Source organism: Nonomuraea sp. NPDC003560 (assembly GCF_042878785.1).
In the GTDB taxonomy this organism is placed as follows: Bacteria; Actinomycetota; Actinomycetes; order Streptosporangiales; family Streptosporangiaceae; genus Nonomuraea.
In genome coordinates, this window is sequence record NZ_JBIAOF010000020.1 from 1 (window position 1) to 11,449 (window position 11,449).

Genomic DNA, 11,449 nt, shown 5'->3' on the forward strand with positions numbered 1-11,449 from the left:
GCCTGCAAGGTGATCGCCGAGATCTCCGGCAGCACGAACAGCGTCACCGTGACCGTGCCCAGCCACCACAGGGTCCGCCGCCACCGCTCGACCTGGCCGATCATCCAGGCGAGCGTGAGCGCGTACAGAGCGAAGGAGGCGGCGAACTTGAACGGCTTGAGCCAGACCCCCTCGCCCATGACGGTCCGCCCGTCGACCACCAGGCCGACGCCGCTCACCAACGCGAGCGCCGCCATCGCGAGGGCACAGGCGACGAGCGGACCGTGCCAGGTTCTCCAGCGCAGGGAAGTCATGACGTCTCCTTCAGATCGACTGACAACAACCCTGCTGGTCAGGCGCGACACGAACCAGAGACGTGATCACCGGCTGCACATGACATCGTCATGAATCGGGCAAGCGGGTCGTGGAGACGTCCCAGGCGCGTGGGCGACCGGCCCGGGCACCGGCGCGAACCCCTCCTCGCTGAGAACCGCACCGCCGCCCGGGCGCAGATCAACGTTCCCGGTCGGGTGCCTCGGCGAAGCGGCGGGTGGCCACCAGCGCGGCCAGGTCGGGTGCGAGCCGCAGTTCCGCCGTGTCCATGCCGGGGTGGTCGAGCCAGTGCATCCGGGTCCGGTCGACGCTCCCGTCGAACCGGGGCGGCCAGTGCCGGGCCGGGGTCAGGTCGTCGATGACCAGCGTGCCGCCGGGCCTGAGCAGCCGCTGGGGGTCGGCGGGCGGCTCGCCGTGCTTGCCCTGGCCGCCTCCGTCGAGGACGAGCAGGTCGTACGGCGCGTCCCGGTGGATCTCCCGCCAGTCGCCATGGACGACCGACACCTGTGGCTGATCGAAGAACACCTCGGCGGCCAGGGCCGCCGAGACCGCGTCCCGTTCGACGCTGACCAACCGGGTCCCGGGCCGCGCCCCTGACGCCAGCCAGGCGAGCCCCACCCCGCACCCCGTCCCGGTCTCGCCGATCATCTCGGCCCCGGCGGCCAGCGCCAGCAGCAACCGTCCCTGCTCGGGACGGCAGGACGCCCCGAAGCCCGCCCGCCGCGCGACCTCGACCGCCCGCCGCACCAAAGGCGGTAATTGCGCGAGATCGGGGTACGTCGCCGTGCCCTCAAGTGACATCGGTCCAGGCTAAGCCGGCCGACCGCCCTACGGCACCCTTTGGTCGAAGCGGCCGACCGAGGGTCCGTGGACGAACTCGCGCGACATGTGGATGAAGTTCTGCGGAAACCGAGCGGGAAGGCGCTGGCCTCGTCGAGGTGCTCCACCACCTCGGGCGGCAACTGCAGCTCACAGGCGGCGAGATTGCCGGTGCGCTGGTCGAGCGTCCTGGCGCCGGAGATCGGATGGATCCGGGCGTGGTGCGCCCGGGTCCAGGCGAGGGCGACCCGGGAGGAGGAGACGCCGAACTCGTCGGCGACAGCGTATCTCCATGACTCCCCATGACCTGCTGGCTGACCGGTTCGAGGGGCATCGTCCCCGTCTGAAGGCGGTCGCCTACCGCATGCTCGGCTCGCCGACCGAGGCCGAGGACGCGGTCCAGGAGGCGTGGCTGCGGCTGGCGCGCTCGGACTCGGGCGACATCGCCGACCTCGGCGCCTGGCTGACCACCGTGGTGAGCCGGGTCTGCCTGGACGTCCTGCGCACCCGCAAGGCCCTGCGGGAGGAGCCGCTGGAGGCGCGGCTGCCGGACCCGGTGGTCGGACGGGCCGAGGCCGCCGACCCGGCCGCCGCCCCCGAGCAGGAGGCGCTGCTGGCCGACTCGGTGGGCCTGGCGCTGCTGGTCGTGCTGGAGTCGTTGTCGCCGGCCGAGCGGCTGGCGTTCGTGCCGCACGACATGTTCGGCCTGCCGTTCGAGCAGATCGCGCCCATCGTGGAGCGCACGCCGGTGGCGGCCAAGAAGCCGGCCAGCCGGGCGCGTCAGCGGGTGCGCGGCGCGGCCCCCACCCCCGATCCCGACCTCGCCGGTCAGCGCCGGGTGGTGGAGGCGTTCCTGGCCGCGGCCCGCGAGGGCGACTTCGACGCGCTGCTGGCCGTCCTCGACCTCACGACCCTGGAGCGCCGATCGCCGGACGGTGATTGACGAAGGTCGCCGCGGTGCTGCACGATCGGTCGCGCGGGGTCGTCCACCGGCCGCCACCTACGAAGGGTTCGCTGATGACGCTCGCCTCCCGGCTCGGCCACGCCCCCGACGACCGGCTGCTCATCGTCAACGCCGACGACTACGGCATGAGCCGGTCGGCCAACCTCGGCATCACCTCCCTCCTGCGGGCCGGGGCGATCAGCTCGGCCACGGTGATGACGCCCTGCCCGTGGGCGCCGCAGGCCGTCGCCGAGGCCGCCGGTTTCGACGTCGGGGTGCACCTGACGCTGACCAGCGAGTGGGAGGGTTACCGCTGGGGCCCGGTCACCCGCGACCGGCCCGTCCCCACGCTGGTGGACGAGACCGGCTACTTCTTCCACGACTGCGCCTCCTTCGAACGGTCGGCCGACCCCGAAGAGGTCCGCGTCGAGATCGTCAACCAGATCCGCAAGGCCGTCGCGCTCGGCCTGGACCCCTCGCACGCCGACAACCACATGGGCAGCCTGTACGGCCTGGCCACCGGCCGCCACTTCCTGGACGTCGTCCTGCCGGTGTGCGCCGAGTTCGGCCTGCCCTTCCGCCTGCCCCGCTCGCTGGAGGGCACCGGCGCGCCGGAGGAGCTGGAGCCCGTGGCGCGGGCCCTGGCCGCGATGGCCGACGAGGCCGGGGTGGTCATCCTCGACCGCCTGTGGTCGCTGCCCTTCCAGCAGTCCGACGGCGAGGACTACGACTCGCTCAAGAAGGACATGATCGGGCTGCTGCGCTCGTTGCGGCCGGGCGTGACGGAGATCTACATCCATCCCTTCGAGGACACCGACGAGCTGCGCGCCATCATGCCGGGCGCGGCCAAGCGCGGCTGGGAGCTGGCCCTGTTCACCGACCCCGACGTCCGGGAGGTCCTGGACGCCGAGGACGTCAAGCTGATCGGCTGGCTGGACCTGCGGGCCGCGCAGCGCGGCGAACGCCCGTGACCCCGGGCCGCTGCCCGGGCCCGGTGGGCACCAGGTAGCGGCGTTTGCGCTCGGTGAGGTCGAGGAGCCGGCCGCCGTTGGCCTCGATGACCCGCCGGGAGGCGGTGTTCGTCCGGTCGCACATGACCAGGGCGGGGTCGACGCCCAGCCGCCGGGCGATCGGCAGCGCCGCGGCCAGCATCGCCGTCGCGTGGCCCAGACGGCGGGCGCCCGGGCGCACGTCGTAGCCGATGTGGCCGCCGAGCCGCTCCAGCTCCGGGGTGAGCCGGTGGCGGACGGCCAGCCTGCCGAGGAACCGGTCGCCGTCGGCCCACCACAGCGTGGTCATCGGCACGAACCCCGCGCGCACGCCCGCCTGGGTGCGCTCGCCGAGCAGCCGCCGGACGTAGGCCGCGAAGGCCGCCGGATCGGTCAGCGCCGCGGGATCGACGTCCTGGACGAACCACGGGAGCGGGAAGTCACGGTCGGCCCGGAACTCGGCCACCGCCTCCAGGAACGACGCCCGCAACCCGGGCGTGGGATCGACGAGGACCGGCATGCCGACCATGATGCCCGACGGCCGGTCAGGACGGGCGGGGTGTCCTCGCGGTGGCGCGGTCGAAGAGTTCGGCGAGCTCGTCGGCGCAGTGATCGGGGTCGAGGCCGCCGGCGACCCGGTCGGCCACCGCGTCGATGCCGGCGCGCAGGGACGTGGCCATCAGGACGCTGTCGAACGTCCGGAACGCGCCGCTGCGCTGGCCGTCGTCGAACAGGGCGACCAGCCGGGCGATGGCGGCGTCCCGCTCGCCGCCCCCCACGGGCGCGCGGTTGAACGCGATCTGCTGGACCGCGCGCACGTGGGCCGGATGGGCGGCGATGAAGGCGATGTTCGCCCTGATGAACGCCTCCAGCTGGGCACGGGCTCCGGACGCGGCCTCGATCGCCGGCCGCATGAAGGCGGCCGCGTCGGAGACGACCTGCCGGACGACGGCCTCGAAGAGCTGCTCCTTGGTGGAGAAGTGGTAGGAGATCAGCCTCTTGCTGCTGAGCCCGGCATGGTGGCAGATGGCCTCGAACGTGGTCTCCGGGTAACCCCGCTCGGCGAGCACGGCGATCGCGGCCGAGGCGATCTGGGCCTTGCGGGCCTCGGTGGCCGCCTGACGGGTTCCGGAGCTCTCCATGTCAGCCCAGCTTGCCACGCTTCGGGAACGCCGCACGCACGGCACGGCGGTTGACGACGACCGCGACGGCGGCGACCAGGACGCCGACCACGGCCTGCTCGGCCTTCATCCACAGCGGGTAGCCGCTGTCCGGCGCGAGGAGGATGAGCACGACGCCGAGGGGCGCGGCGACGGAGACGAACCGGATGCGCACGTAGGCGGCCCGTCTGCCGCGGGCGGCCTGCCCGGCGAGGGAGACGAGCCAGGCGGAGGCGGCGGCGACGGCGGCGGCGCGCAGCCACACCACCCAGTTGCCGCCGACGACGGCGGCCACGCCGAGCGTGGCGATCGACAGGAGCAGCACGGCGGCGAAGAGGATCCGGACGAGCCGCCAGACCTGGTTGTTATCCATAAGGATAAATTTACACGGTCGGATAAAAATCTGCGCGGGGATCCGCCGGGGAAAACTCGTTGCCGCCGGCCGGGCGCGGCGGCCACGATCGATCATGACCGTGACCCGCGAGGTGCTCGCCTACTACGCACAGGATCTGGAGCACGTCCGGCTGCGCGAGGGGCGCGGCCGCCTGGAGTTCTGGCGCACCCAGGACGTGCTGCGCCGCACGCTGCCGCCGCCCCCCGCCCGGGTCCTCGACGTGGGCGGCGGCACCGGCGTGCACGCCGAATGGCTGCTGGCCGACGGCTACGAGGTGGACCTGCTGGACCCCGTGCCGCTGCACGTGGAGCGGGCGGCGAGGGTGCCGGGGCTGCGCGCCCGGGTCGGCGACGCGCGGCGGCTGCCCGTGCCCGACGGCAGGGCGGACGCCGTCCTGCTGCTGGGCCCGCTCCACCACCTGGCCGACCGGGCCGACCGGCTGCGGGCCCTGGGCGAGGCCCGGCGCGCCGTACGGCCCGGCGGGGTGACCCGGACCGCCGGGCCCTGCTCCTGGACGCCCAGCGCTCGATGGAGTCGGAGCCCTCGCTCCTGGGCGCCAGCGGGCACCTGCTGACCGTCGCCCACCGGCCCGGCTGAGTTTCCTTACACGCCCTTGATCTCCAAAGGTTCATAGTACTAGGAGCCTAGATAAATGGAGGAAAGGGTGATCGACTTCTATCTGGACGCCCGGTCCGGCGTGTCGCCGTACCTGCAGCTGGTCCAGCAGGTGCGGCACGCGCTGCGCCTGGGCCTGCTGCGCGAGGGCGACCGGCTGCCCACGGTCAAGGAGGTCGTCGCCGCGCTGGCGATCAATCCCAACACCGTGCTGAAGGCCTACCGCGAGCTGGAGCACGAGGGGCTGGCGGCGGCCCGGCCGGGGGTCGGCACGTTCGTCACCAGGACGCTGGCCGACGCCTCCCTGGCCGCGCACGGGCCGCTCCGCCAGGACCTGCGCCGCTGGCTGGCCAAGGCCCGCCTGGCCGGGCTGGACGACGAGAGCATCGAGGCGCTGTTCATGAGCACCTTCCGGGCCGCGGCGCGGCGGGAGACGGCATGAGCGGCGTCCTGACCGCCCAGGGGCTGGGCAGGAGGTACGGCAGGCGCTGGGCCCTGCGCGACTGCGCGCTCGACGTGCCGGCCGGTCACGTCGTCGGGCTGGTCGGCCCCAACGGGGTCGGCAAGACGACGCTGCTGAAGCTGGCCGGCGGTCAGCTCAGACCATCCGAGGGCAGCATCTCCGTGCTCGGCGGGAACCCGCCGGACGCGCCGGGACAGCAGGCCAGGATCGGGTTCGTCGCGCAGGACGCCCCGGTCTACGCCGGGCTGAGCGTGGCCGAGCACCTGCGCCTGGGCGCGCGGCTCAACCCCGGCTGGGACGCCGCGCTCGCCGATGACCGCGTCCGGCGGCTGGGGCTCGACCCCGGGCAGCGGGCGGGCAGGTTGTCGGGCGGCCAGCGCGCCCAGCTCGCGCTCACCATGGGCCTGGCCAAGCGGCCCGAGCTGCTGCTCCTGGACGAGCCGGTCGCCGCGCTCGACCCGCTGGCCCGCCGGGAGTTCCTCCAGGGCCTGATGGAGGCCGTCGCCGAGCAGGAGCTGAGCGTGGTGCTCTCCTCCCACCTGGTCGCCGACCTCGAACGCACCTGCGACTACGTGGTCGTGCTGGTCGACTCGCGCGTGCGCGTCGCCGGCGAGGTCGAGGAGCTGCTGGCCACCCACCACCGGCTCACCGGGCCGCGCCGCGACCCCGGCCGGCTGCCCGGCGAGCAGCAGGTGATCTCCGCGCGCCACACCGACCGGCAGAGCACCCTGATCGTCCGCACGGACGCGCCGATCCACGACCCCGCCTGGACGGTCACCCCACTCAGCCTGGAGGACCTGGTGCTGGCCTACATGGAACGGCCGGCCGCCGTCCCCCCGCTCACCCTGGAGGTCCAGCGATGATCTGGCTGACCTGGCGCCAGTTCCGCGCCGCCGCCGCGATGACGGCCGGGGCGCTCGCCGTGCTCGCCGCCGTCCTGGCCGTGACCGGGCCGGAGCTGGCCGGCGACTACTCCGCCGGCGTCGCCGACTGCGCCGCCGACGGCGACTGCGCGCGCTTCTTCGACCGGTTCTTCGACGAGCACCAGGGCCCCTTCCTGGCCGCCACGGCCGTCGTGCTGGTCCTGCCGGCCCTGGTCGGGCTCTTCTGGGGGGCGCCGCTGATCACCCGCGAGCTGGAGAGCGGCACCCACCTGCTGGTGTGGAACCAGAGCATCACCCGCGGCCGGTGGCTGGCCGTCAAGCTCGGGCTCCTCGGGCTGGCCGCGGTGGCCGCCGCCGGGCTGTGCAGCCTCGTGGTGACCTGGTGGTCCGGCCCGCTGGACAGGTCCGCCGCACCGGGGTTCGGGCTGATGGACCCGCTGGTGTTCGGGGCGCGCGGGGTCGTCCCGATGGGGTACGCGGCCTTCGCGTTCGTCCTGGGCGTGACCGTCGGTCTGCTGGTCCGCCGTACGCTGCCGGCGATGGCGATCACGCTGGCCGTCTTCGCCGCGCTGCAGATCGTTGTGCCGCTGCTGGTCAGGCCCCACCTGCTGCCGCCGGTCAGCGCGTCGTTCGAGCTCGGCCACGACAACGTCGACGACTTCCTGGTGCCCGGCGGCGACGTCGGCGGCCCCGGTGCGCACGTGACGCTGGCCCCGGCGATCCCCGGCCGTCCGGGGGCATGGGTGCTGTCCGGCCGGCTCGTGGACGGCTCCGGGCGCGTGCTCGGCGACCAGGGCGACGGGGTCCTCATCCCGGTGTCCCTGACCTCGGGGCCCTGCGGGCCGTCCGCGATGCGGGAACAGGGCGAGGGCGCCATGAGCACGTGCCTGGCCGAGGTCAACCGGCTGGGGTACCGGCAGCGGGCGGTGTACCAGCCCTTCGAGCGCTTCTGGCCGTTCCAGTGGATCGAGACCGGGCTCTACGCCCTGCTCGCCCTCGGCCTGACGGCGTTCTGCTTCGACCGGCTCAGAAGGAGGCTGTCATGAGGGGCGGGACGCTGGCGGCGGGGCTCGTCCTGGTCCTGGCGACGGCCTGCGCCGGGCAGACGCCGCCGCGCGCCCGGCCCGGCGGCGCGTCCGCGGCCGCCCCGGCCGTGTGCGCGCCGCCGAAGGGCGGCGCTCCCCCCGGCGCGGAACGGCCGACCACGATCGACGTGGTGGGGCAGGCGTACCGGTGCGTCCTCGCCCGCTACTACGGCGCCGCCACCCTGGACCACCGGACGCTGCTCACCGCCGGGTTCGCCGCCTTCGTCACGGAACTCAACCGGGCCGGCCGCGACCTGCCCGAGGCCGCGATGCCGGCGCTGACCGGCGACAGGACGGCCGACTGGGCCGCGTTCGAGGCGGCCTACCGGCGGGTCATCGACCGGCTGCCGCGCGACGACGCCCTGCGCGCGCGGCTGGCCGCCGCCACGCTGGAGGCGATCGTGGCCGCGCTCGGCGACGACCACGCCCGCTGGGAGCACGGCACACCACGCCCGCCCGGCGCCTACGACGGCGACCAGTACGGCCTGGGCCTCACGGCCAGCGCCCGCCCGGCCGACGCCCCCGGGACGGCGCTGCCGCCGCTGTTCGTGACCGCCGTGCCCGGCGGACCGGCGCGGGCCGCCGGAGTGCGCCCCGGCGACGTCGTCGAGTCGGTCGACGGCTCGGCGCCCTTCGTCGGCACGCAGGTCACCCCGGCCGTCGTCGCCGCGCTCCACCCGCGCTACCCGCAGGCCGCCCCGGTCCGGCTGCGGCTGCTGCGTCCCGACACCGGCCGCCGCCGCACCGTGACGCTGAAGCCCCGCCTGTTCCAGCCCGATCCGGACACCCTGCCGGTCGTGGCGGCCGGCCTGCTCGCCGGGGACGTCGCCCACGTGCGGATGAGCGGCTTCGCGCCCGACTCCGCCGACCGGGTGCTGCGGGCGATCGCCCGGCTGCGGACCGGCAGGACGCTCGCCGGGGTCGTGCTGGACCTGCGCGGCAACGGCGGCGGCAGCCCCGGGGAGGTGAACCGGCTGCTGGGCGGCTTCGCGCACGGCGCGGTGACCGCCTACCAGTGCGCCGCGGACGGCTCGTGCGAGACCATGCGGACCGACGACACCGTCCCGCTGGTCGGGCTGCCGCTGGTGGTGCTGACCGACCGGGGGTGCGCCTCGGCGTGCGAGCACTTCAGCGCCGCCGTCAAGGACCTGCGGCTCGGCCGGCTGGTCGGGACGCGGACGGCCGGGGCGGTGTCGGGGCCGGCGCAGCCGTACGCGCTGGGCGACAACACCGTTCTCGCGTTCCCGTCCAGGCATCACCTGGCGCCGGGACGCGAGGTGATCGACCGGGTCGGCGTGCCGCCCGACGTGCACGTGCCGCTGACCCCGCGCGACGCCGCCGCCGGGCGCGACCCCGCCCTGGCCGCGGCGCTGAACCTGCTGCACCCCTGACGATTCCCGTGCCGACGAGGACGGACCATCTCATGAGCCATGCCGTCGTACCGAAGCCGATCACCCGCGCCGTGTCGACCCTCCTGACCGTGTCGTGCCTGCTGTCGGCGTGCGCCGCGCCCGCACCGCCGAGGGCCGCCGCCGCCCGCCCCTCGGCCACGACCGCCACGCCCGCCACGCCCGCCGCTCCCCCGGCGCTGCCCCCGCCGACCGGCGACCGGCCGGTCGGCGCCACCGTCCTGTACCTGAAGGACGCCTCCCGCGCCGACCCGTGGGCGCCCGAGGCGAAGGCCAGGGAGCTGATGGTCACCCTGTGGTACCCGGCGCGGACGCGGACGGGCACCCCCGCGCCCTACATGTCGGCCAAGGAGTCCGAGCTGACGCTGAAGGGCAAGCGGGTGACCAGTGCACCCTCCGACGTGCTCAGCAAGGTGCGGACCAACGCCCGCACCGGCGCCGAGCCCGCCGGACGGGCGGGCGGCCTGCCCCTGGTGGTGCTCTCCCCCGGCTTCACGCTGCCGCGCGGCACGCTGACCGCCCTCGCCGAGGACCTGGCCTCGCACGGGTACGTCGTGGCCGGCGTCGACCACGCCTACGAGAACTACGCCACGACCTTCCCGGACGGGCGGATCGCGACGTGCGTGGCCTGCGACAGCGACACCGATCCCGGGTTCGGGCCGAGGGTGACCGCGGCGCGGGCGGCCGACGTCTCCTTCGTGCTCGACCGGCTGACCGGCCCGGACCCGGCGTGGCCGGGCGCGCGGCTGATCGACCGGAAGCGGATCGCGATGGCGGGGCACTCGATCGGCGGGGCCGCGGCGGTGGGGGCCATGCTGAAGGACCGCCGGATCCGCGCCGGCCTCGACATGGACGGCACCACGTACGCCCGCATCCCCAGGGGCGGGCTGTCGCGGCCGTTCCTGTTCCTGGGGTCGGCGGGCCACCCGCCGGGCGGGCGCGACACCTCCTGGGACCGCGACTGGAAGCTGCTGTCCGGCTGGAAGCGGTGGCTGACGCTGCCCGGCGCGGACCACCAGTCCTTCACCGACGTGCCGCTGCTGGCCCGGGCGCTCGGCCTGGGCACGCCGGGCTCCCTTGACGCGGCCCGGCCCACGCAGATCGTCCGCGCGTACGTCCGGGCCTTCCTCGACCTGCACCTGCGCGGCAGGCCGCAGCCGTTGCTGGACGGGCCGTCGGCGCGCTACCCGGAGGTGCGGTTCTGCGTGCCCGGGAAGAAGGACTGCCGGTGACCGCCCGGCCGGGAGCCCGCGGTCAGGTGAGGCGGTCGAGCAGGTCGTCGAGCGTCCCGGTGAGGGCCTGCGAGCTGGCCGGGGTGAACCAGGTGGTGCGGACGCGTTCGTTGCTGCCGTTCGGGGTCTCGTGGTCGGCCGCGAGCCGCGCCAGCGAACGGCTCTCGTCGCCCAGGGCCCGCCCGAGCCCCTGGAACAGGCCGCGGACGTAGCCCTCCGCCACCTCGGGCGGCACGCCGTGCCCGGCGGCCCACGCGCTGAGCGTGGCCAGGTAGGACAGGTGGGTGGTGAGCGTGGCGGTCAGCGCGGAGAAGACGTTGAAGGCGGCCTCGTCCTCGGCCGCGAGCACGCCGCCCAGCCGTTCGAACAGGGCGTCGGTCACCGGGTGGGACGGCCAGGTCACCGTGACGGAGTCGCGGTCGCGGACGGCGGGCAGCGGGATCGCGCGTACCAGGGTGGCGCCGGTGTCCAGGAGCTTGCGCAGCTCCTCGACGGCGACGCCGGCCATCACGTTGACCACGATCGTGTCGTCGGCCACGCGCAGGCCGGCCAGCGCGTCGTGCCGGTCCGGCGGGCGCACGGCGATGACGACCAGCTCGGCGCGGTCCGCCACCTCCTGGTTGGAGGCGCACACGTGCACGTCGGCGTAGCGCTGCGACAGCTCCGCCGCCGCGCGGGCGCCCCGCGGGGAGAGGAACACCTCGGGACGCTCGCCGGGCCCCTCGCACAGGCCCGTCACGATGGCCCGGCCGATCTCGCCCACCCCGATGACCCCGATCCGCTGCACCAAGTCTTCCTCCCGATCCGTGGTCGTCCGTACTACAGCAGTCTGTACCGTTACTTCGGTTGCTGGCGGGATTCAGCGCGGAGATCTGCGTCCATAGCGTTGTCCTCATGAGCGATCCGTACAGAATTGACACATATGAGCGGGCGGCGCACAGCCCGCGGACCCGGCCGCGGCGATCGGCGTCGCGCCCCCTGCTGTGGATCATGGCGGTGGGCGGGGCCTCGGTGAACGTGGCGACCAACATCGTCCTGCGGGGCGATCTGACCGCCGTCGGGCTGGCGTCGGGCGTGGTGGGCGTGGCGGGCATCGCCGGGCTGCTGATCCTGCGCTTCGCCGGGGGCCGGTCGTGAGCGCGGT

The 11,449-nt window shown here is 74.5% G+C and carries 13 protein-coding genes and 3 pseudogenes; 9 read left to right on the top strand and 7 right to left on the bottom strand.

What is annotated here, in order from left to right; translation table 11 throughout:
- From ACFYUV_RS48105 to ACFYUV_RS48115, 3 genes and pseudogenes are all read right to left on the bottom strand, one after another.
- Window positions 1-293: pseudogene (locus ACFYUV_RS48105) on the bottom strand (hypothetical protein); the annotation flags it as partial.
- A gap of 199 nt (window positions 294-492) precedes the next feature.
- Window positions 493-1,113 (bottom strand): O-methyltransferase, encoded by a 621-nt coding sequence (locus tag ACFYUV_RS48110; protein WP_387682139.1) that lies wholly within the window; start codon window positions 1,111-1,113, stop codon window positions 493-495.
- Between the two features lie 137 nt (window positions 1,114-1,250).
- Window positions 1,251-1,403 (bottom strand): annotated as a pseudogene (locus ACFYUV_RS48115) (aldo/keto reductase); the annotation flags it as partial.
- A 20-nt stretch (window positions 1,404-1,423) separates the two neighbouring features.
- Between ACFYUV_RS48115 and ACFYUV_RS48120 the strand changes: the two are divergent.
- Together ACFYUV_RS48120 and ACFYUV_RS48125 are read left to right on the top strand one after the other, a co-directional pair.
- Window positions 1,424-2,035: pseudogene (locus ACFYUV_RS48120) on the top strand (sigma-70 family RNA polymerase sigma factor); the annotation flags it as partial.
- Window positions 2,036-2,148: 113 nt separating this feature from the next.
- Window positions 2,149-3,045, top strand: coding sequence for a polysaccharide deacetylase family protein (locus ACFYUV_RS48125; RefSeq protein ID WP_387682141.1), 897 nt, complete (start codon window positions 2,149-2,151; stop codon window positions 3,043-3,045).
- Here ACFYUV_RS48125 and ACFYUV_RS48130 read toward each other — a convergent pair.
- Genes ACFYUV_RS48130 through ACFYUV_RS48140 form a run of 3 tightly spaced genes read right to left on the bottom strand, consistent with a single transcriptional unit; the run spans window position 2,990 to window position 4,596 of the window.
- The gene (locus ACFYUV_RS48130; RefSeq protein WP_387682144.1) at window positions 2,990-3,583 is read right to left on the bottom strand and encodes a GNAT family N-acetyltransferase; all 594 of its coding nucleotides are present in this window, start codon (window positions 3,581-3,583) and stop codon (window positions 2,990-2,992) included. The two genes, ACFYUV_RS48125 and ACFYUV_RS48130, sit on opposite strands and share 56 nt — an antisense overlap.
- A gap of 25 nt (window positions 3,584-3,608) precedes the next feature.
- Window positions 3,609-4,205, bottom strand: a complete 597-nt coding sequence (locus ACFYUV_RS48135) for a TetR/AcrR family transcriptional regulator (protein ID WP_358297399.1) — start codon at window positions 4,203-4,205, stop codon at window positions 3,609-3,611.
- A gap of 1 nt (window position 4,206) precedes the next feature.
- Complete coding sequence (locus ACFYUV_RS48140) at window positions 4,207-4,596, bottom strand: hypothetical protein (RefSeq protein ID WP_387682147.1); 390 nt, start codon at window positions 4,594-4,596, stop codon at window positions 4,207-4,209.
- A 94-nt stretch (window positions 4,597-4,690) separates the two neighbouring features.
- On the opposite strand from ACFYUV_RS48140, the gene ACFYUV_RS48145 reads away from it, so the two are divergent.
- The 6 genes from ACFYUV_RS48145 to ACFYUV_RS48170 all read left to right on the top strand — a co-directional run bounded on the left by ACFYUV_RS48145 (window position 4,691) and on the right by ACFYUV_RS48170 (window position 10,305).
- A complete protein-coding gene (locus ACFYUV_RS48145) occupies window positions 4,691-5,191 on the top strand; it encodes a class I SAM-dependent methyltransferase (protein ID WP_387682150.1) in 501 nt (166 codons plus the stop codon).
- A 90-nt stretch (window positions 5,192-5,281) separates the two neighbouring features.
- On the top strand, window positions 5,282-5,674 hold the full coding sequence (locus tag ACFYUV_RS48150) for a GntR family transcriptional regulator (protein WP_387682153.1): 393 nt from the start codon (window positions 5,282-5,284) through the stop codon (window positions 5,672-5,674).
- Window positions 5,671-6,558, top strand: a complete 888-nt coding sequence (locus ACFYUV_RS48155; protein ID WP_387682156.1) for an ABC transporter ATP-binding protein — start codon at window positions 5,671-5,673, stop codon at window positions 6,556-6,558. Before ACFYUV_RS48150 ends, ACFYUV_RS48155 begins: the two co-directional genes overlap by 4 nt.
- Entirely contained in the window at window positions 6,555-7,625 is a 1,071-nt protein-coding gene (locus ACFYUV_RS48160) for an ABC transporter permease (protein WP_387682159.1), read from the top strand. Before ACFYUV_RS48155 ends, ACFYUV_RS48160 begins: the two co-directional genes overlap by 4 nt.
- Window positions 7,622-9,055 carry a S41 family peptidase gene (locus tag ACFYUV_RS48165; protein ID WP_387682161.1) on the top strand — a complete coding sequence of 478 codons (1,434 nt, stop codon included), beginning with the start codon at window positions 7,622-7,624 and terminating at the stop codon, window positions 9,053-9,055. The genes ACFYUV_RS48160 and ACFYUV_RS48165 overlap by 4 nt, the downstream gene beginning before the upstream one ends.
- Before the next feature lie 32 nt (window positions 9,056-9,087).
- Window positions 9,088-10,305, top strand: a complete 1,218-nt coding sequence (locus tag ACFYUV_RS48170) for an alpha/beta hydrolase family protein (RefSeq protein ID WP_387682164.1) — start codon at window positions 9,088-9,090, stop codon at window positions 10,303-10,305.
- A gap of 22 nt (window positions 10,306-10,327) precedes the next feature.
- On the opposite strand, the gene ACFYUV_RS48175 is transcribed toward ACFYUV_RS48170, so the two are convergent.
- Complete coding sequence (locus tag ACFYUV_RS48175) at window positions 10,328-11,092, bottom strand: NAD(P)-binding domain-containing protein (protein WP_387682167.1); 765 nt, start codon at window positions 11,090-11,092, stop codon at window positions 10,328-10,330.
- 107 nt (window positions 11,093-11,199) lie between these two features.
- On the opposite strand from ACFYUV_RS48175, the gene ACFYUV_RS48180 reads away from it, so the two are divergent.
- A complete protein-coding gene (locus ACFYUV_RS48180) occupies window positions 11,200-11,442 on the top strand; it encodes a hypothetical protein (protein ID WP_387682169.1) in 243 nt (80 codons plus the stop codon).
- Window positions 11,443-11,449 lie beyond the last annotated feature (7 nt).

What these genes read in the sequence shown, in the direction of transcription:
- ACFYUV_RS48110 (WP_387682139.1), bottom strand. Translation starts at nt 1,113, where the DNA reads ATGTCACTTGAGGGCACGGCGACGTACCCCGATCTCGCGCAATTACCG.
- ACFYUV_RS48125 (WP_387682141.1), top strand. Translation starts at nt 2,149, where the DNA reads ATGACGCTCGCCTCCCGGCTCGGCCACGCCCCCGACGACCGGCTGCTC.
- ACFYUV_RS48130 (WP_387682144.1), bottom strand. Translation starts at nt 3,583, where the DNA reads ATGCCGGTCCTCGTCGATCCCACGCCCGGGTTGCGGGCGTCGTTCCTG.
- ACFYUV_RS48135 (WP_358297399.1), bottom strand. Translation starts at nt 4,205, where the DNA reads ATGGAGAGCTCCGGAACCCGTCAGGCGGCCACCGAGGCCCGCAAGGCC.
- ACFYUV_RS48140 (WP_387682147.1), bottom strand. Translation starts at nt 4,596, where the DNA reads ATGGATAACAACCAGGTCTGGCGGCTCGTCCGGATCCTCTTCGCCGCC.
- ACFYUV_RS48145 (WP_387682150.1), top strand. Translation starts at nt 4,691, where the DNA reads ATGACCGTGACCCGCGAGGTGCTCGCCTACTACGCACAGGATCTGGAG.
- ACFYUV_RS48155 (WP_387682156.1), top strand. Translation starts at nt 5,671, where the DNA reads ATGAGCGGCGTCCTGACCGCCCAGGGGCTGGGCAGGAGGTACGGCAGG.
- ACFYUV_RS48160 (WP_387682159.1), top strand. Translation starts at nt 6,555, where the DNA reads ATGATCTGGCTGACCTGGCGCCAGTTCCGCGCCGCCGCCGCGATGACG.
- ACFYUV_RS48165 (WP_387682161.1), top strand. Translation starts at nt 7,622, where the DNA reads ATGAGGGGCGGGACGCTGGCGGCGGGGCTCGTCCTGGTCCTGGCGACG.
- ACFYUV_RS48170 (WP_387682164.1), top strand. Translation starts at nt 9,088, where the DNA reads ATGAGCCATGCCGTCGTACCGAAGCCGATCACCCGCGCCGTGTCGACC.
- ACFYUV_RS48180 (WP_387682169.1), top strand. Translation starts at nt 11,200, where the DNA reads ATGAGCGATCCGTACAGAATTGACACATATGAGCGGGCGGCGCACAGC.